The organism is Kosakonia sacchari SP1, from assembly GCF_000300455.3.
GTDB lineage: Bacteria > Pseudomonadota > Gammaproteobacteria > Enterobacterales > Enterobacteriaceae > Kosakonia > Kosakonia sacchari.
This window is the reverse complement of sequence record NZ_CP007215.2, coordinates 4,225,658-4,244,700: the sequence shown is the minus strand read 5'-3', so window position 1 is coordinate 4,244,700 and position 19,043 is coordinate 4,225,658. Positions and strand designations below refer to the sequence as shown.

Here is a 19,043-nt window from a genome sequence, read left to right as displayed (position 1 = left end):
TGCAGGTCAGGCAAAGTCATATTTTTCAGCAAAAGATGAGTTAAATTCAGCTATGCGCACGCGCCGTTTACCACCGCTTTCCGCTATTCGCGCTTTTGATGCCGTTGCTCGCTATGCCAGTTTTAAAGCGGCGGCGGAAGAGATTGGCGTGACGCCAACGGCAATCAGTCATCAGATCCGTGTGCTGGAAGCGTCTTTGAACCAACGCTTGTTTAACCGTTCGGCGCGCGGCGTCACGTTAACGGCTGCCGGAGAGATCCTGTTTCGCGCATCGGGGAATATGTTTGCCACGCTGCGCGAAGCGGTTGATACCATCGACAGTGCCAGTCAGCCGGGGGCGTTGACGCTAAGCACCACCTCCAACTTCCTGACCAACTGGCTGGTGCCGCGCCTTCCTTCGCTGCATCAACGCCATCCTGAACTGGAGCTGCGTTTGCACAGCAGCACCGATCTGGTGGATGTGCGCGGTGCAATGGCAGATTGCGCGATCCGTTACAGCATGCAGGCCGATGAGACGCTGGATAACACGTTGCTGTATCGCGATCGCTTTGTGCTGGTCGCCAGCCCGCAATTGGCGCTGAAGCGCCCGCAAGATCTGGTGGGCTTAACGCTGTTTCATATCGAAAACCGCCATGTCCCGACGCCGGAACCGGACTGGCAGCACTGGCAAGCGGCGTTTGGCCCGGCAGGTTTACCGGTGCAATCCGGCATTCGTTTTGACGATGAGACGCACGCGATTCAGGCGGCGATCGCCGGGCAGGGCGTGCTGCTCGCCAGCGAGTTATTGATCCAGAATGCGCTGGCACAGAAGCTGCTGCGCATCGCGTTGCCCGGCAAATTACCCGGCGGGAATTATTATTTTGTGACCAGCCGCGAGAAAGCGCAGCGGCAAGATGTGCAGCGGTTTAAACAGTGGGTGCAGGGAGAGTTTGAGACAGTAGCGAAGTAACTTACTGGCAGCGTGGCTATCTCGATTATTACTTTCATCATTTTCATAATAGCGCTTCAACTTTTTTTGCTCTCTTTTTACCGGCAACTCTGAGTACATTTTCGCGATGCCACTTGAGATAAATTTTTGACTGCTCAGTAACTGGGGGAATTTTTGCAGGGAGCTTTAGCTGTTCAATTACCTCATTGTTCAGTTCCTTGCTAAATAAGAGTCGGCCATCGTCTTCGAATGACATCCAGCCCTGGTCGAAAAGAACGTCAATATGCGCTGCCAGCATGAGTCCGTTATAAGGATCGAGACGTTCTTTTCCAGTACTACACGCTGACCAGGGTTTAATGTGGCTGGCCCTTAACATGGGAAGAAACGCTATCCCGGTAATCGGGCATACAGGGTAAAGTATTAAACACGCCTTCCTGAAATCTCCTGACCCAGGCGGGCTGCAACCAACCGCTCTCGTGTGGTTTCGTCGAGATTCTTATCCTTCTGGATATGTTCTATATCCTGCTGTGCTTGCTCAAAGGTATTCGCTGTGATTAACGACAAAACATGTTGTTCTGCAATGTGCTCTGTTAGTGCATTCATTCGCTCCATAACGCGTTGTGAAGCGGCAGGCAATTTTTTTGGCGTGCCATCACTGTTACGCCAGCCTCTACGTGGGTTTGGCATCCATGAATCAAAGCGACCTCGGCAGTTTTTAAGACTGTTGTAAAACTCTTCTGAAGATTTTCCCGCCCCAAACCGCGGATAGAAAAGAGCGTATGCTTCGTTCCATTGATCAACACCAAATAGTGGCGGTGGGTTGTCCAGACCATACTTCGACATATACCAGGCAACCTCCAGAAGCTGCTCTGCTGGCGTGCTCATATTCTCTCCAATAAATCGCTGACATCATACGCTATCGTTACACGAAGCTATTTATGATGGAAATGATAACAGCGTAAATATCATTAGTATCGATAAGAGAAGTCATATGTAGGGATGATGAATGGAATAAAGATGTTCGGCTCAGAGCTCACCAAGATTGGGCGAGCCCTGTAACCGCGTTATTGATAATATCTCACGCCTTCATTGCTTTGGAGGGGAAGGTTACGAACGCCGGTTTTCGTTACTTCAATGGCGGCAACGACACTTCTGACAGGTTTATTTTGCTGGCTGGATTTGAGGACATAACGGACAACATACTGGCCGTTTTCAGGAAAAGTATAAAGTGCTGGGGGAATACATAGCTGGCCATTTTGTACTTTTAAGGCTGGGTTATCACCTCGCCACATTTTTTCTGCTGGCTTATCACGTAGACCAATTGTCATTATGGTAGGTTGATACTCCGCTGCATCAGGGACCAGAAAACAAATATTATTTCCTGTTTTTTTTACTGTTGTTATTTCATCGGGTTGCAGCCTATCCCCTTGCCCGGGACAGCCTGCCAATATAAACGTACAAGGAAACAGGAGTATAAAAAAGATCCTTTTTTTCATGATCAGCACCATGGGAAGTTTTGTAGCGTTTTTTGATATTGAGGACGAATGACATTTTCTGAAATATCACCATCAAGTGTGATATCGCCCCGTTCTCTCAGTGTGCACCACGCGATATAGCCGTAAGTATGTAGTATGTGCCAGTCGGTAATTATTTGCGCTTGTTGTTCCATCGGATACCTTCTTAACGGGCGGCCATTAAGCGTATAGTGATAACTGACCAGCTTGCTTATTAATCCATTCAACCGCACGTTCATGCCTCTGCCTCGTTGCCATACATGACACATTTCATGGATAAAGATGTGCCGATGAGGAAGGTCAGATACTGAAAAATCATCTGTGTACCATGCCCGGAAGTAGAGTTCTCCATTCGGCGCCATCCCTGCATTTTCCGGCTGAAGGCCGAATGGAAAATAGCTATCATGGTGTACCCAAACTTTGTGATATTCGATTGAGTCACCGAATACAGCTCTGGCCATTCTTACTTCACCAGACGTCAGTAAGCGTAGTTTCCCTTCTTTTTCCATTAAATATATCCCTGTATTCAAGTCATAGGATTCGCGATCCAGCAATCCATTGCATTAAATCATTCTCCACTTTTCTATATGGGCGAAATTATTCAAAAAGCAGAATAACCGATATTGATAAGTGCCGGTAAATGCTTGCTGCATATCTAAATTTATGAAATGAGATTTTTCTTAATTGGGTTTTTTATCAAACCACAAAAAAGCCAGGTTTCCCTGGCTTTTTGTTATTGAATTACCAGAAAACTCAGTTAAACCGGCGCGCGATATCCGCGACGCGTTGACCGAATTTCACTGCGGTATCCAGATCGCCGGAGGCGATCTGGTCTGCGCCCGCGTCGGATGGAGACTGCACTAGCAGACCAACGGAGCCGCCGAGGTTGTTGATGTCCTGGCGCGTTGCAGCCAGCGTATTCGCGGGCAGCAGACCGAGGCTTACCCAGATGCCGCCGTGCTGTGAGGCCAGTGTTTGCAGGTATTGCAGCGATACCTGTTTGTCACCGTTCAGGCTGGCGCTGTTGCTAAAACCGGCGAAAACTTTGTCCTGCCAGGCGCGGGTGAACCAGGCTTTTGAGCTGGCGTCGGCGAATTTTTTAAACTGCCACGGTACGCCGCCCATATAGGTTGGTGCGCCGAAAATGATCGCTTTTGCGTCATTCAGCAATTGCCAGTCGCTCTCCTGAATATCGCCGTTATTATCAATGACGATAAGCTGTGCGTTGGCGCCTTCGGCCACTTTCTCCGCCACTGCTTTGGTGTGGCCGTAGCCGGAATAATAGATCACAACAGTAGACATAATTTTCCCCTATCGAAGAGAGATGTCGTGCAAACCAATTTGCACGATCGCCATCATTTTTCTTTGCCAGCAAACAGGGTGTATTTCCCCGCGCCCAAAAACATAATACTTAAACCGCCCAGGAAATAGAGCGCCTCGCTTTCCAGACCCCATGCGCCAACATTAGTCAGGGTAAAGAATTTCCCCATGCCGACCAGTAACGTGGCGACCAGAATATTGAAGGCGTAAATAAACGCCGCCTGGCGAGTAAACAGACCAATAATAATCAGCACTGGCGTAATGATTTCGCCAATAAATACGCCGTAGGCAATAAAGCCCGGCAAGCCCTGCGCCACCAGCATGCCGGAAATCCAGCCGATGCCATGTTGCACTTTGGCCACGCCGTGGAACAGCATCAACACACCAAATGTCAGACGCAACAGCAGCTTGCCAAATTCCGGGTGCGTGGTGAGACTGAGAAACGCATTGTTCAGCCGGGTAATCATCCTTTTATTCCTCACTATTGCGCAGGAGAACTTTTGCCATTTCTGGCACCTTAGTATCAAATAGAAACTTAGGCTTTGAGTTATACACATCCGGTTCCGGTTGCGGAAGAAGGCACCCCAAGGGCACTACGTTTCCTCAAGGAAACCTACTACGAGAGTTTGTCGTTATGATTAAGCCGTCCATTCCTTACGATATCTACGATAACCGCTGCCCGACGCGCGATATGCTGGCACGTCTGGCGGATAAATGGGCGCTGCTGGTGCTGGCGCGGCTGGAAAATGGCCCGATGCGTTTTAACGGCCTGAAGCGGGATATCCGCATGATCACCCAAAAGGTGTTAACCCAGACGCTGCGCAAACTTGAGCGCGACGGCATTATCGCCCGCCAGGTGTTTTACACCGTACCGGTGTCGGTGGAGTACAGTCTGACGCCGCTGGGCCGCACGCTGACGGAAACGGTCTCCGTGCTGGCGCACTGGGTGGAGCACAATATGGATGCGGTGCTGGCTGCGCAGGTGGCGTATGACGAGGCGAACCCGGCCAAAATAAAAGAACCCACCGCGTAGGGTGGGTTCGTGGGACTTATTGCAGGTGGGTGCGCAGTTCGTGTGCGGCTTGCGATAAGGCGGTGCGCACGGTTGGCTCTTCACTGAGGGCGTTCAGCAGACCGTAGTCGTGGATCATGCCGTTATAGCGGGTGACCGTCACTGGCACGCCTGCGGCATCCAGCTTACGACCAAACGCTTCACCTTCATCACGCAGCACGTCCAGTTCGGCGGTCTGAATCAGCGTCGGCGGCAGGCCCTTCAACTGCGCGCTGCTGGCTTCCAGCGGGGATGCGAGGATGTTACGGCGATCGCTCTCTTTGGTGGTGTAGTTGTCCCAGAACCATTTCATCATGTTTTTACTGAGGAAATAGCCGTTGGAAAACTGGTTATAGGAGCCGGTTTCAAAGCGCGCGTCAGTAACCGGCCAGAACATCACCTGGTAACGAATCGCTGGTGTATGGTGTTCTTTGGCCTGCAAGGCGACGGCGGCGACCATATTGCCGCCCACGCTGTTACCGGCCAGCGCCAGGCGTGAACCATCAACCCCAATCTCTTTGCCGTGCTCGGCAACCCAGCGGGTCGCTTCATACGCCTGATTAATCGCTACCGGGAAGTGCGCTTCCGGCGATGGCGTGTAGTTGACAAACACCGCTGCCGCGCCGGACTCATTCACCAGATCGCGAACCAAACGTTCATGTGTTGGATAGTCGCCCAGCACCCAGCCACCGCCGTGGAAGAACATAAACACTGGCAATGTTCCGGTTGCGCCTTGTGGTTTAACGATGGTCAGTTTCAGCGGCTGGCCGTTAACGGTGATGGTTTTTTCCGAGACATCGGCTGGTGGCAGTTTCGCGCCCTGTTGTGCGCCAATCAGCACCTGGCGGGCATCTTGCGGGGAAAGTTGTTCAATCGGTTTACCGCCGCTGCTGTTCAGCGCGGAGAGAAATTTTGCCACACCCGCTGTCGGTGTTGGCGCATCGGCGGCCCAGGCGGTGGAAACGCTGGAGGCAACTAAACTCATGGCAATCAGTAATGAACGTGACATCTTATCTCCTTTGCGATTGTATCGCGCGCTATTTAGTTGGTTGTGTTAAGTGCCGTTGTGTCCGGCTGTGGAGTGCAATTTAAATAGTGCGCTATTTGATTGCAAGCTAAATTTATAAGGTTTATGCGCGATAGCGTTTTACTGATTGATTTTTAAAAGATTAAATTTTCAGAAAGACTGATGAACGAATCTCAGGCTCGCCCGCCTGCCTGTAAAGTACCAAAGATGAGGATGTCATGGCGTCGGTAAAAAGAGGATAATAATTGCCTGTTTTTCCTTAAATAAAATTTTAATGAATCTTCAGCGTTTTATTACGGAATATGACGAATCACTCAGCGGTGAATTGAATATTGATCCCCTTGGTCAATTGATTGTCTGGTCCTCTTTCGGGCAACAGATTTTTCGCAACCGTATTAGTTCAGTCGCCAATGATGTTCGTCACTACACACTCAATCTGCTCCACCATTTTGTTATTCGTAGCGTCCTCAGTGATGACAAAACGCACCTCGGCGACGCATTACAAAAAATCTACGGCGGCAAAAACGATGTAAAACTGACGCACGCCTGTTTGATTTTCCTGGAGAATATTTACACCTTGTCGATGTGCGATAGCCAGAGCAAAAAGGGTGTCGTTACCACCGGCGTGCTGGGCATCGTTAAAGCCCGCGACAAATTCGCGAAATCCGATAATAACCCACGGCTTATTTTCGGCCACGGACCGGATAGCCAGTTGCTGACCCAACAATTGTTTCTCGGCACCAACGGGCGTTATAAAACGCCGATGATGAATATGCATTTCTTCGATCAAAAATATCATTATCAGTTGGCAGAAGGCATATCTGCATGGCAACAGGCCGGGCACTTTATTTTACAAACACCGCAGCTAAAAACGCTTTTTCGCCTGTTATGCGCCTGTCTGAAAACGCAGCTTGGCGTGCGGCTCCAGCAAGGGCTCACGCTGCGCTTTACTGATATTGATAACAAAATTACCCGCGCGTATGTGCAGGCGTTTCGTTCGTCGGAATATGTGGGCAGTTACGCCAAAGATTTCTGGCTGGCGATGAGCCGTTTACGCGAAGGCGCTTCCGGCGCGCTGTATGACGCCCTTGAACAGGCACCGAAAAAGTTGCCTGCGGCAGATGTTTATCACCAGGCGCTGCATCTTAGCCATAACGACGCCGACCGCCAGTTGCTGCGCCATATCGTGCATGTTGAACCTTACCTGGCGGCGATTGATCTGTTATTTGCCGGGATATTGCAGCGTAAAAAACAGACATTAGAGGATATTCGCCAGTTCTGGGCACAACGCGGGCTGGACGATGAAACGCTGCCGAAACGAGCTGAACAGGTGATAAACGATAAAACACTGCTGCCCGCGCTTTCCGGCACGGCGCATACCCGCCTTGAACGTTTGTTGCATGTTGCGCAGGCACCTTCTGTTGCTGCGCAAGCCATTGAATTACTCAAATATCATGAGTATGTGATGCAAAGCCGCGGTCAGTTACCGTGGATAACGCTTACTGGCGAAACGCTAACGTTGCAGGTTCCTGTGCGCGCACTGCGCACCGATCGCCAGAATGACGGCTGGGTTAACGATTATTACATTCCGCAGTTCCGCCATATGCTGCGAGGATTGTGGGGAGTGGAACAGTGAAACTCATCAGCGAATTTAAAGCGCAACTGGCCACGCTTGGCGAGATAAAACGGGTCTGGCTGACCAGTTTTAATATCAATATTGGTTTTATCGAAACGCACCTGCTGCCTGCGGTGCTGGGAATGGAAGAGCCACCGAAAAACCGCAGCGAGTTTGAACGTCTGCAATTTGACCTCACCCGCAAAAAGATCGATTTCCGCGTCTATTGCGATAAGCGTTTGATAACCCAGGAGCAGCACAAGCGCACATCGATCGCCATTCTGCCGGTTTCCGTGCGGCAAATTGCCCCACATCTGGATGCCCAAAACAGCCTTTTTCACCCCAAAGTGATTTATCTCGAAGATGTGCACGGCAACATGATCCTCGGCGCGGGCAGCGCGAACCTGACGCTCAGCGGCTGGGGGCGCAACCAGGAAGCAGTGGATTTTCGCCGCGTCAGCACCAACAAGCAGTATCAGCAGATCAAATCCTTTTTTACGCAGGTCGACCCGAATATTGTTGTCGACGACGCATTTCCGGTGCGGCGGAAATTTTCCCATGATGATCCTGACTGGGATTTTATTCATTCCCTTTCCGGTAAAACGCTGCTGAAAGCGCTGGCGAACGGCGACACCATCAAAAAGCTCTCCGTCTGGTCACCTTACCTGGCCGCAGATTTAGCAGGTTTTATCGGCTCTTTATCCCATGCTTTTGGTAACCCGGCGCTGAGCGTCGATCTGGTGCCTGACCTGGCGCACGGGCGATTTTTGCGCACGCCAGGCGGGGAGGAAGTGGAAGCCTTGCGCCAATCCGGTCAGTTACGCCTGTGTAAAAACCCACTGGAGCGTGACGAGCGCTCAGAACTCACCCACGCCAAAGTCTGGCTGGCGACGGGGAAAACCTCAGCAACGCTGGCGATCGGCTCGTGGAATTTCACCGCGCCGGGCTGTAGCAGCATCAGCACAGACGAGGCGCACCGGAACATCGAGGCGGGCATTGTGCATCGCGTTTCGCCGAAAACAAAAATCGTCGGCGCGGTGCTGGATGAAAAGGCTTTCGCTTACGCCAGCGTCGAGTTGCTGGAAGCCGAGGGTTTGCACGTTCCCGATCAGCTACCCTTTGATTTGCAGGTGCAATTTGACTGGCGCTCGGGCAAATACGCCGTATCCGGCGAATGGTTTGACGGCAAACCCATCGCGCAGTATGCGCTTTGCTTGCCGGGTATCGCGCAGGTGATTCCGCTGGGATGGCGCGGTAAGTCATTGATTGCACTGCGCGATCTCGTGGCCGAACAGCCGGATGAGGTGTTAACCCAGCACTTTTACACCGTCATCCGTCCCGGCGAGGCGGACTGGCAAGGGATTATTCACGAAGTGGGGCAGGCGTTTCGCCGGGTGAACGGGTTTGACTCGCTGCACGATCTTCTGAACAGCTATATCAGTGATGTCGATCCGCAGGACAACGACGCGGTGCAACTGCGGGAATCGCTGCGCGATGGCGATTCGGCAGAAGATGCGCCGCTGGAGGAAAAGCCGCTGGCACAGACCAGCGCCACCAGCTATTTCCGCCTTTTCTACGCGCTGGAAAAACGCCGCGAACAACTCGAAACCCTGAACGATGATGCCTCGCTGCACTACTGGTTGTTCACGTGCCCTGGCTGTTTGCTCGAGCTGGTGGAGAAAGTGCGCGAAAACCTCGCCGCGCAACCGGGAACGCTGTTTGGCTGGTTTATGGCCAACGAGGTGCAAAGCCTCTGTCAGCTGGCGAAAAAACGCTACCGCAAAAAGAGCCTCGCCGCCCACTGGTGGCTGAAGCTAGTCATCGACATTCCGCCATTACCGGTAAAGGGAAAACAGCGCCAGCAGTACCTCGATGCGATAAAGCAAAGGTGTGGATATGAAGCCTGATAACTGGAAAGCCATTACCCCGCAGGCGGTGGCGGAAAAGATGAGTTTTGACGCGTCGCAAGACGACTGGCAATACGATGCGCAGGAAGCGTCTATGGCCGCGCGCCAGGCCGAGGGTGTCGCCGGGCTGTGGAACATTCTGGCGAAACGCAAGCTGGCACTGCTGGCCGATGAAGTGGGAATGGGTAAAACCTACCAGGCGATTGGTGTGATGCTCCAGCTCTGGCATAAAAAGCCCGACGCGAAAATCCTTATCCTCGCGCCCAATAAAGACATTTGTCTGCACTGGAAACGGGAATACAAAACCTTTTTGCAGCATCACTATCGCGCTAAAAATTCGAAGATTTGCAATGCCCGAAGGGAGCCAGTGCACGAGGCGCGTATTTTCACAAGGTTGCCCGAGCTGGAGCAAGACATCCGCGAATCACGGGGCAATTTTTACCTGACCACCATTCATTCGCTCAGTGGGCTGGTGCCGGAGTGGGAGAAAAAAGAGCAGAACGTGCAGGAGCGCGCCGCGCGCCAGGCCGCGAAAATTCATGCGCAAATTAAAGCGACGCTGGGCGAACAAGGGTTTGATCTCATCATCATTGATGAGGCGCACTACTTCCGTAATCGCGATGGCAAATCCCAGCGCGCGGCGGCGGCGAAGCGCTTTTTTGGTGAGGACGATAACCGCTTAGGGCAACGAACGTTGTTACTCACCGCGACGCCGAATCACTCTTCATCACGCAATGTCGCCGATATTTTGCGTTACTTCGTCGATCCGGACACGATTAGCCCCGACGGCGATGCGAAAACGCTGTTAAAAACCTTTGCCATTCGCCGCCTGCGACAAATGCAGGGAAAGGGCGTGACCAACAATAAATATAACTACCGCCATGAGCAGGCGACGGCGGCGGATTTTACCGACAACACTGATGCGGAGCTCTTTTTCGCTCTTTACCAGCGCGAACTCGTCAAGATGCTGGGCGCAAAAGGCGAGCGCCGCCAGTTCCAGTATGGCTATCTCGAAGGGTTTGAATCGACCGGTATTGTTGCCAAAGAGGACAGCGAAAGCGGTGAAGAGAATTCGGACGATATGGCGAGAGACGCCTTTCATCAGGCGCCGGATAGCCGTTTGCTGGCGGAGCTGACGCAAGCGTTTCAGGATATTTACCACCGTTTTCCGGATCACCCGAAATATGGCGCGCTGGTTAAGCAGTGCGTGCCTGAGCAGTTGTTTACTGCGCCACGCCCGCTGTATCGCGATAAACATCTGGTGTTTGTGCGCCGCATCCCCTCGGTACGAGAAATTACTCAGCGCGTTAATGCTGAATATGACGAACTGATGGCGCAGGAGATAATCTCTGCCTGGGGCGTTGAATCCCCGGATGAGACGCTAAAAGCGTGGCGCAAAAGCGGCTGGTCACGTAAATATTTCAACCGCCTTACGCAGGCTGCGCAGGTGTTGCAGGAGGCGTCAGAGTACCTGGAAGACGAAGCCGAGAGTAGCGAAGACGAGGAGATCAACGCGCGCAAGCAAAATGAGCTGAAGCTCTCATCGAAAATCGCCGATCTGTTTGTGGTGAAAAGAAGCGGTGAGAAGCGAACCGATTGCACCAACGTCAGCCAGCGTTTTCGTCGGGCCGAAAGCCTGTTCTCCTTGTTTCTGGAACCAGCAGCGGATTATTGCTGTGCGCAATATGCCACCTATTACCGGCTTACCGATCGCCAGCGCGATAACTTTGGCGATGCGGCGCGTGACGCCCGCCTGCAAACGTGGCCTGCTGCGCCGGGTCTTACGTGTAGCGAAAAGGTGCAAGAAAACCGTTATGAGCAACCGCTGCAAACGGCCTGGGGAATGATGTTTCCGCTGCTGCCCGCGCATTGCCAGCAGCAACTTCGTGACTGGCAGGCAAGCAACCCGGCGATTGTGGAAAACCTCGCTAACTACCTGAAAACGGGCTACCTCTTCGCCAGCCCGGTGATGATTGAACTCTACTGCTGGTTTATCCGCTTTAGCCGCCAGAGCACCACCTCGGATGTGCAAAAGCGCTACCGCGATTTTACCGCCAGCATTGCCGATAAATTGCCGGGATCGTTACTGCTGCGCTATTTCATCAATGGCATTGAAACCTTCGGGGCGATGTGTGAAAAAATCACCGATCACCCACTGGCTGACTGGAAAACACCGTGGCGGGAACTGACCAACCTCTCAAGCCCGGCGTGGTACGCCAGCGGCCAAACCGATAACCGGCAACGCTTGATCCTCGGGTTCAACAGCCCTTTTTATCCCAACGTGCTGGTGGCAACGTCTGTGTTCCAGGAAGGGGTGAACCTGCATTTGCAGTGTAACCAGGTGCATCACTACGGGATTGCCTGGACACCCGGCGATAACGAGCAGCGCGTGGGGCGTGTCGATCGGCTGTTTGGCCGCGTCAACCATCTGTTAAAAGCGCATGGAACCACGGAACTGCGCATTCACTATCCTTACCTCGCGCAGTCGCTGGATCAGGATCAGCTCGCCGCATTCATCCAGCACAAACGGAATTTTGAAGCGAAGCTCGATGCCTGCGACTTTGATCAGTTCAGCCGGGAGATCAATCTCAATGACGAAACCGGCGGTTGGGAGGCGGCGCTGCGCAAACCCCAGGCCGACCTTAAACCGGTCGATCCTTATCCGGCGGAATTTGCCGGGGCAACAGACCCGGCAAAGTAAGGGAGAGTTATCAGGCTCTGTCAGCCCAGGCGGGCATGGAGGTCAGGTAGCGAACGGCGCGTTTACGCGCTTCTTCGTTGCCGACGTGCTGCCAGGAATCCAGGTACTGCGCAAGGCCGGAAACGGCCTCTTCCCAGGATTTCAACTGGCCCTCGCTGTCGGTACACCAGACGCAATATTTATCGCTGGGGCCACGGGATTCCGGTGCGGATAGCGGCATTCCACAGGAGTGGCAGTGAAGTTCGGCGTGAGACATGGTGTGCTCCTTGTCAGTGAGTTGAACGATAAATATACAGAAGCGAGGAGCGGGAAACTGTTCATTCGCTCATAAAGGCGCATTATTTTCGTGGTTATTGTGGGCGGCATGTTGTTTTACACTTTTCGTTCATTTCGCAGGGAGGATGGCATGACAGATTACTGGTGGAAGGATCTTCGCGATCGCAATGAGAGCTGGCAGGGGCTGGAACTGATGGTGCGTGAAGGCGACGGTCAGGCGATGGAAATGCTCAGCGGGCACAACGGGCGCATGGCGTTGCAGGTCAATGGTAAGACGCTGTTTTGGGCCACCATGCTGAAAAATCACTCCGGTGTCTGGCTGGTGTTCAACGCGGAGCATCCTTGTCAGGAATTGCTGTTGCCGGCAATCACCTCGGCAGAGCTGGAAAGCGCTAAACGCGCAGGCGACGCGAACTGGATAAGCTACTGGTGTCGTTATTTTGCCCGCCAGTTGATGGAGGCACCAACGCAGCTGCTGGCACCGCGCCGCTGGTTACTGCGCCCAATGGAGCAGGTCAAACCTACTGCGCCGTATGTGCTGAATAAACCGCTACCGTTTGAGCAGTGGCGGTTTCACACGCCGGCCAGCAGCGCGCAAATCAGCGTTAACTGGTCGCTGTGGAACGAGGATTTCCCCGACCTGCAAAACCCGGAAAAGGTGACGTTTGTAGACTGGTGGTGGAATGGCCATCTGCTGCTGGCGCGTTACCCGGTGGAGCCAAACAGCGGACGCGTGAAGTGGTGGCGCAAGAAATGCCGCGAGGGCGAGTTGCCGCCGATTCTGGTGTGGTTTATCGCCGGGCTGGCATCGTTCGTGATCCTCGACGGGCACGATCGTTTGCAGGCCGCGCTGGCAGAAGGTATTCAACCGCAGTTTCTGGTGCTCAGTGAACTGACTGAACGGAGTTATACCCCCGACGAAGAGACGCGGGAGCGGGTTTTGCGCTCACTGGCTCTCCAGCAGGAGAAGTGCAAAAAAACCGGGGCCAATATTGATGCAATGAACCAGTCGCTGCTGAACCTGTATGACACCCGTTATCTTTACGCCCCGACGCATAGCCGCGCGGTGCTGGGCGATGGCAAAGGCTGGGAACGCGATGTGACCGACTATTTGCAGCGCCACCAGTTAGAGGGGTATTTAGACAAAATTCTGGCGCGGGAAGAGTAAAACGCCAGCCGTTTTAGTATTCACAAGGGCTGGCGTGTGAGTAAATGCTTACTGGGGCTTGCTCAATACTTATCACCGATTGCACTGGCTAATCTGTTTATCCCGATGGGTTTTATACCCGACGCACTCACCGGTTTGTGGATCGACATAATACCGAATCGGCGAGGGCAATATTTGCTCATAGAATGGCGTGCCGGGCGGTGAAGCCAGGTTGGTGTTAATTTCCCAATACTGAACACCGTCGAGTTCTACAAGCGCCGCAAGGTGAATATCATAGTCCCAGCAGTTGATGAAGTTTTTTAACGCGTAAGCTTTCGCGGATTCAATAGCTGCTTTCTCGTCAATCATTGCTGGATACCTCCCTTATCGCTAAAGCCCATTGAACACCTCTTTCGTTGCGACCAACCTGTAGCGCAAATGCGTTAAGCCTGTTGACTGGCGCTCAAATGATACTGAAAAAGCAGAGAAAATCATGGCGAAAAAGGAAAACTGCCCCGCATCCTTGCGGGGCTGAATGGCTTATTTCACAGCTTGCAGCGCCGTTTTTTCAACGTACGGTTTCATCAATGCATCGGCTTCTTTCTGCGCGGCTCCGGCGGCGGCTTCCGGGGTAACTTTCTCGTCGTTCACTACCGCAGCGAGCTGGTTTTCCATCGCTTTACGTACCGCGACCGTTTCGTAAGTGGAGTACCACGGGTGGGCATATTGCAACTGCTCCAGTGCAATCGCCGCACGCGGATCCTGCTTCAGGTATTCTTTCATTTCGGCGGTGTCGTAAGAGGCTTTCAGCGGTGAGAAGTAGCCGGTAAAGCGGCTCCAGGCGCCGTTCACTTCCGGGCTGACGAGATACGTCAGAAACTGATAAGCCGCTTTTTTCTGTGCATCGTTGATGCCCTTAAAGCTCACCAGGCTGGCACCGCCAATCGGCACGGCGCGCTGCTCCTGCGCGGGCATCATCGCCACACCCAGCTCGAAATCTTTGGTGTTCTCACGCATAAAGCCCAGCGCGCCGGTGCTCAGCATTGCCATGCCCAGCTTGCCAGAGAAAAACGCGGCGCTGATCTGTTTAGAGTTCAGCACGCCGGAGGGCATCACTTTGTCTTTGTAGATCAAATCCTGCCAGAAGCGCAGCGCGCCGATGGTGGTTGGCGCGTTGTAATAGACTTCGCCGGGATAATTTTCGTTGAAGTAGTTGCCGCCGTTGGCGCGCACCAGCGAAGAAAAGATCCAACCGCCGTAATCGTCGTTGGTCGAGGGCAGCATAATGCCCCACTGGCCTTTACTCTGGTCGGTGAGTTTTTTCGCGTCGTCGAGCAGCTCTTTCCAGTTTTGCGGCGGCTGTTTGATGCCCGCCTGGTCGAACATCGTTTTGTTGTAGTAAAGGATCGGCGTCGAGTTGTGGAACGGAATGGCGTAGGTTACGCCCATCACCTGCGCGTTTTTGCGCATCGCAGGCCAGAAGGCGGTTTGCAGGAAATCGCCCGCTTTTTTGTCGCCATATTTGAACAACTCGTCCATCGGCAGAATTTCATCTTTCAGCGCCAGATCGGTGGTGAAGTTGGCGGACATGATCACCAGCGCAGGCGGCTGGCCCGCTTTCTGCGCGGATTCGGCCTTCATTTTGGTGGTGTCGTAATTGCCGGTAAAAATCCCGCGCACTTCCACCTCTTTTTGTGAGTCGTTAAACGCTTTGATGACACGCGTCATCTCCATCGTCAGTTTGCCGTCCACCGGGGCCGGAAACATGAAATCAATCTTCTCCTGCGCCATCGCAGTACCGCTAATAGCAAGGGTAATAGCGTAAGTAAGCACTCGCAGCGTCTTTGGCAGAGGCTTATGCATGGTCTTTCTCCTGGTGTAAGTTAAGCAAGGTTTGCGCATCAAAAAGATGGCTATCAAGGGGTGAAAAACCGACGCGGAGGGTGTCCCCTTTGGTGGGGACATCGCCTCTGTGACGGCGGATATAACGCAGATTGCCAATCGGCGTGCTGACATGTAGCTGATAGTCTGCGCCCATCAGTTCCCGCTGAATCACCGTGGCGGGCAGCACCAGTTGGTCCACTTCCGGCGTATCGGTAATGTGCTCTGGTCGAATGCCCAGCCACACGTCAGCGGCATCGCGCGCGTGAACCGGTAACGGCAGGCGTTGCTCGTCCAGCAGCACGCTACCATTGGCGCACGGCAGCGAGAGCAGATTCATCGCCGGAGAGCCGATAAACCCGGCGACAAACAGGTTCGCCGGGTGCGCATAAAGGTGCTCCGGACGACCAACTTGCTGCACGTGACCGCCATTCATCACCACAATGCGGTCGGCCATCGACATGGCTTCGGTCTGATCGTGCGTGACATAAATGGTGCTGGTTTTGAGCTGCTGGTGCATCGCCATAATGCTGTCGCGCACTTCGGTGCGCAGGCGCGCATCAAGGTTGGAGAGCGGTTCGTCCATTAAAAACAGCTTCGGGTTACGCACAATCGCGCGCGCCATCGCCACACGCTGGCGCTGGCCGCCGGAGAGTTTTGCCGGTTTTCTCTCCAGCAGCGTGTCGAGCTGCAACATCTGCGCCACGCGCTCCAGACGCGGTTGCCAGCTGGCTTTCTCTTCGTGGCGCACTTTCATGCCGAAGGTGATGTTGTCGCGCACGGAAAGGTGCGGAAACAGCGCATAGTTCTGGAAGATCATCGCGAAATTGCGCTCGCGCGGTGAACGCGTGGTGATGTCGTCGTTGTCGAGCAGTATCGCGCCGTCGCTGACGCTCTCCAGCCCGGCAATCAGCCGCAGCAGCGTGCTTTTACCGCAGCCGGAAGGGCCAACCAGCACCACGAATTCACCATCGTGGATATCCAGCGACAGCGCATTGAGCGCCGGTTTGCCATCGAACTGTTTACTGATGTTTTGCAGTCTTAACATGGGCTTAACGCTCATCTACCGGGCAACTGATGCTTTCGTTGTATAACCACGGGCCGGCGTAATGCGACAGCGGATGCAGATAGCTAACCCACTGTTCGCCAATCTGGCGGTGCATCAGGCAAGACGGCGGCGACATGTCGTAGTACGGGCGTGTGTCTTCGTGGCAATACGGCACCTGATGCACCGTCGCCGGGATGGTGGCAATCGTCGCCTGGCGATACTGCGTCATGGTCAGGCTGTGGTTGTGACCGCAGAAAATGCGCGTCAGCGCCGGGAAGCGCTCCACCAGTTTCAATAACTGATGACCATTTTCGCAGGCGATGCGATCCATCTGCGCGTTGCCGAGCGGCAGCGGCGGGTGGTGCATAAAGATGGCGGTTGGTTTGTCTTTGCTGTCGCTAAGCTGCACTTCCAGCCAACTCAGCGTGTCGTTGGTCAGCCAGCCTTTCGATTCCCCGGCGAGGCTTGAATCAATGAACAGCAGGCGGGTCGCGAAATCATCAATCGCATAGCGCATGTTCTGCGGATCGTTACCCAGATGCGGGCACAGCGGATGCAGGTATTCGAGAAAGTGAGTTTTGTTGTCGTGGTTGCCAGGAATAACAAACAGCGGATAGTCGAGGCTACCTAAGATCTGGCGCGCCACGCGGTACTCTTCCGGACGACCGCAGTTAACAATATCGCCGCTGACCACCACCGCATCCGGGCGTTCGCGCAGCGCGTTAAGCTGGCATACCACATCGGCATTTCCGGCGTTGATATCAATAAAGCTGTACAGCTTCTCGTTCTGGCTGCGGAAATGGGTATCTGAAATTTGCGCTAAAAACATTACTCAACTCCTTATTTAATCCCGGAAAAACCAAAGCTCCGGAGAAACTGCTTTTGAAAAGCGATAAATGCGACCATCAGCGGCAGGCAGACCATCAGCGTCCCGGCGCTGATCATCCCCCACTGGCCGCCGGACTCCGCGCCCATGGCGAATGACACCAGGCCGACCGTCAGCACCTGTTTGTCCGGATCGTTGAGCATCATCAGCGGCCATAAATACTCGTTCCAGTGGTAGGTAATGCTGACGGTGGCGAAGGCCAGCACCGACGGCCACGACATCGGCAACATCACGCGGAACAGCACCTGCCACCAGCGGCAGCCCTCCATCAGCGCCGCTTCTTCGATCTCTTTCGGGATAGCGAGAAACGCCTGGCGCATCAGGAATACGCCGAACGCCGAGGTGAAGTAGGGCATCATTACGCCGGTCAGGGTGTTGAGCAGGCCGAAGGTTTTCAGCGTTAGCATGTTGGGGATCATCATCACCACCGGCATGATCATCAGTTGCACCAGAAACAGGATGAACAGCGTTTGCTTACCGCGAAATTCGTGGCAGGCAAAGACGTAACCGGCGGTGGTGATAGTGAACAACTGCACGAAGAAGGTGCCGAAGGCGAAAATCAGCGTGTTGGCGTAGAGGCTCAGCCAGTTGGCGCTGTTCCACGCATCGCGGAAGTTATCCAGCGTCAGCGGGAAGCGCGGCAGAATCGACGCCATGCCTTCGCCAAAGGTGGTGGCGCTGAAAGCAGACGAAAGCATCCAGATAAACGGGCTTACCCACAGCAGCGCCAGGCAAATCATCAACACCGCAAGTGTCACCGGACGGGAGTGGCGCAGGCGCAGCCACAACGGGCGCGGTACGGTCGTGCTGCGGCTGATGGCAGGCGTAATCTCAACGCTCATAATGCGCTCCTCTTTCCAGTAGTTTCAGGTTGACCAGCGAGAAGACAAACAGCCCGACCAGCGTCAAAAACGTGGCGGCGGAGGCTTTGCCCAGATCGTGGGTATCCCAGGCGAGGTTCTGGATGTAATAGAGCAGCACGGTGGTGGCGTTGTCCGGGCCGCCGCGCGTCATCACCGCGACGTGGTCGATCTGGGTAATGGAGTAGATGAGTGCGGTGGTAACGACAAAGCTGATGGTCGGGCGCAGCAGCGGCAGCGTCACCTTAAAGAACACCTGCGTTGAGGTTGCCCCCTCCATGACGGCCGCTTCACGTGTGGACGCGGGAATGCCCTGCAACCCGGCGAGAAAGAACAACATGTAATAGCCTGCGAATTTCCATACACCAATCAACGCCAGCGCAAACAGCGCACTGTTGCTGCGGCCCAGCCAGTTGTTGTTCATCGGGCCAAAGAGCTGCGCCAGGTAGTGGTCGAGCATGCCGAGGCCGGGCATAAAGATAAACAGCCACAGTGCGGCGGCACTGACCATCGGGATAATCATCGGAAAGAAAAAGGCGGTGCGCAGCCAGCGGTTGACGCGGTGGTTTTCCCATAATGCCACCGCCAGCAGCAGCGCCAGCGTGACGCCCGGGATCACCGTCAGCAGCAGATAAATCAGGTTATTGAACAGCGATTGCCAGAACACGCTGTCATCTAACAGGCGGGCGAAATTGCCCAACCCGACATACGGAGCATCCTGGGTTGCCATGCGGGTATCGAACAGGCTGTCATACACCGAGCGAAAGAGTGGAAAGTAAGTAAACAGTGCCAGGAACAGCAGTGACGGCGACAGAATCAGCCAGGGAAGCCAGTATTTTCTCATAAGTTTCTGAAAACGAATTTACGGGGTTCGAAAGCCTG

General features: G+C 53.8%; 20 protein-coding genes and 1 pseudogene. 6 read left to right on the top strand and 15 right to left on the bottom strand.

The window, feature by feature from the left end:
* The first annotated feature begins 52 nt into the window (after positions 1–52).
* Positions 53–949, top strand: coding sequence for a LysR substrate-binding domain-containing protein (locus C813_RS43040; protein WP_017457747.1), 897 nt, complete (start codon positions 53–55; stop codon positions 947–949).
* A gap of 43 nt (positions 950–992) precedes the next feature.
* Here C813_RS43040 and C813_RS47590 read toward each other — a convergent pair whose 3' ends face one another.
* From C813_RS47590 to C813_RS43015, 7 genes and pseudogenes are all read right to left on the bottom strand, one after another.
* On the bottom strand, positions 993–1,226 hold the full coding sequence (locus tag C813_RS47590) for a hypothetical protein (protein WP_238593067.1): 234 nt from the start codon (positions 1,224–1,226) through the stop codon (positions 993–995).
* Positions 1,227–1,232: 6 nt separating this feature from the next.
* Positions 1,233–1,304, bottom strand: a pseudogene (locus C813_RS47585) (HNH endonuclease); the annotation flags it as partial.
* 44 nt (positions 1,305–1,348) lie between these two features.
* Complete coding sequence (locus tag C813_RS47580; protein WP_238593041.1) at positions 1,349–1,813, bottom strand: hypothetical protein; 465 nt, start codon at positions 1,811–1,813, stop codon at positions 1,349–1,351.
* A gap of 179 nt (positions 1,814–1,992) precedes the next feature.
* Positions 1,993–2,424 carry a putative T6SS immunity periplasmic lipoprotein gene (locus C813_RS43030; protein ID WP_017457748.1) on the bottom strand — a complete coding sequence of 144 codons (432 nt, stop codon included), beginning with the start codon at positions 2,422–2,424 and terminating at the stop codon, positions 1,993–1,995.
* Positions 2,425–2,426: 2 nt separating this feature from the next.
* The gene (locus C813_RS43025) at positions 2,427–2,951 is read right to left on the bottom strand and encodes a hypothetical protein (RefSeq protein WP_017457749.1); all 525 of its coding nucleotides are present in this window, start codon (positions 2,949–2,951) and stop codon (positions 2,427–2,429) included.
* Between the two features lie 244 nt (positions 2,952–3,195).
* Positions 3,196–3,744: a flavodoxin family protein gene (locus C813_RS43020; RefSeq protein WP_017457750.1), complete on the bottom strand. Its 549-nt coding sequence runs from the start codon at positions 3,742–3,744 to the stop codon at positions 3,196–3,198.
* 53 nt (positions 3,745–3,797) lie between these two features.
* Positions 3,798–4,229: a DoxX family protein gene (locus tag C813_RS43015; protein WP_017457751.1), complete on the bottom strand. Its 432-nt coding sequence runs from the start codon at positions 4,227–4,229 to the stop codon at positions 3,798–3,800.
* A 167-nt stretch (positions 4,230–4,396) separates the two neighbouring features.
* Here C813_RS43015 and C813_RS43010 point away from each other — a divergent pair, with 167 nt between their 5' ends.
* Positions 4,397–4,795 carry a winged helix-turn-helix transcriptional regulator gene (locus C813_RS43010; RefSeq protein ID WP_017457752.1) on the top strand — a complete coding sequence of 133 codons (399 nt, stop codon included), beginning with the start codon at positions 4,397–4,399 and terminating at the stop codon, positions 4,793–4,795.
* Positions 4,796–4,811: 16 nt separating this feature from the next.
* On the opposite strand, the gene C813_RS43005 is transcribed toward C813_RS43010, so the two are convergent.
* On the bottom strand, positions 4,812–5,822 hold the full coding sequence (locus C813_RS43005) for an alpha/beta hydrolase (protein WP_017457753.1): 1,011 nt from the start codon (positions 5,820–5,822) through the stop codon (positions 4,812–4,814).
* A 292-nt stretch (positions 5,823–6,114) separates the two neighbouring features.
* Here C813_RS43005 and C813_RS43000 point away from each other — a divergent pair, with 292 nt between their 5' ends.
* The 3 genes from C813_RS43000 to C813_RS42990 are packed head-to-tail and all read left to right on the top strand — an operon-like array spanning position 6,115 to position 12,063.
* Positions 6,115–7,476, top strand: a complete 1,362-nt coding sequence (locus tag C813_RS43000; protein WP_017457754.1) for a hypothetical protein — start codon at positions 6,115–6,117, stop codon at positions 7,474–7,476.
* Positions 7,473–9,362, top strand: a complete 1,890-nt coding sequence (locus C813_RS42995) for a phospholipase D-like domain-containing protein (RefSeq protein WP_017457755.1) — start codon at positions 7,473–7,475, stop codon at positions 9,360–9,362. Before C813_RS43000 ends, C813_RS42995 begins: the two co-directional genes overlap by 4 nt.
* The gene (locus C813_RS42990) at positions 9,352–12,063 is read left to right on the top strand and encodes a DEAD/DEAH box helicase (protein WP_017457756.1); all 2,712 of its coding nucleotides are present in this window, start codon (positions 9,352–9,354) and stop codon (positions 12,061–12,063) included. Before C813_RS42995 ends, C813_RS42990 begins: the two co-directional genes overlap by 11 nt.
* Before the next feature lie 10 nt (positions 12,064–12,073).
* Here the strand turns inward: C813_RS42990 and C813_RS42985 are convergent, their stop codons facing one another.
* The gene (locus C813_RS42985; RefSeq protein ID WP_017457757.1) at positions 12,074–12,319 is read right to left on the bottom strand and encodes a zinc ribbon domain-containing protein; all 246 of its coding nucleotides are present in this window, start codon (positions 12,317–12,319) and stop codon (positions 12,074–12,076) included.
* A 150-nt stretch (positions 12,320–12,469) separates the two neighbouring features.
* Between C813_RS42985 and C813_RS42980 the strand changes: the two genes are divergently transcribed.
* Complete coding sequence (locus C813_RS42980; RefSeq protein ID WP_017457758.1) at positions 12,470–13,507, top strand: hypothetical protein; 1,038 nt, start codon at positions 12,470–12,472, stop codon at positions 13,505–13,507.
* A 72-nt stretch (positions 13,508–13,579) separates the two neighbouring features.
* Here C813_RS42980 and C813_RS42975 read toward each other — a convergent pair whose 3' ends face one another.
* From C813_RS42975 to C813_RS42950, 6 genes are all read right to left on the bottom strand, one after another.
* Positions 13,580–13,855, bottom strand: coding sequence for a hypothetical protein (locus C813_RS42975; protein ID WP_017457759.1), 276 nt, complete (start codon positions 13,853–13,855; stop codon positions 13,580–13,582).
* 171 nt (positions 13,856–14,026) lie between these two features.
* Complete coding sequence (locus C813_RS42970; protein WP_017457760.1) at positions 14,027–15,349, bottom strand: ABC transporter substrate-binding protein; 1,323 nt, start codon at positions 15,347–15,349, stop codon at positions 14,027–14,029.
* The gene (locus tag C813_RS42965) at positions 15,342–16,415 is read right to left on the bottom strand and encodes an ABC transporter ATP-binding protein (protein ID WP_017457761.1); all 1,074 of its coding nucleotides are present in this window, start codon (positions 16,413–16,415) and stop codon (positions 15,342–15,344) included. Before C813_RS42965 ends, C813_RS42970 begins: the two co-directional genes overlap by 8 nt.
* Before the next feature lie 4 nt (positions 16,416–16,419).
* Positions 16,420–17,244, bottom strand: a complete 825-nt coding sequence (locus C813_RS42960; RefSeq protein WP_017457762.1) for a phosphodiesterase — start codon at positions 17,242–17,244, stop codon at positions 16,420–16,422.
* Between the two features lie 11 nt (positions 17,245–17,255).
* Positions 17,256–18,143 carry a carbohydrate ABC transporter permease gene (locus C813_RS42955; protein ID WP_017457763.1) on the bottom strand — a complete coding sequence of 296 codons (888 nt, stop codon included), beginning with the start codon at positions 18,141–18,143 and terminating at the stop codon, positions 17,256–17,258.
* Positions 18,133–19,005, bottom strand: coding sequence for a carbohydrate ABC transporter permease (locus C813_RS42950; protein WP_017457764.1), 873 nt, complete (start codon positions 19,003–19,005; stop codon positions 18,133–18,135). The genes C813_RS42955 and C813_RS42950 overlap by 11 nt, the downstream gene beginning before the upstream one ends.
* Positions 19,006–19,043: the final 38 nt, after the last annotated feature.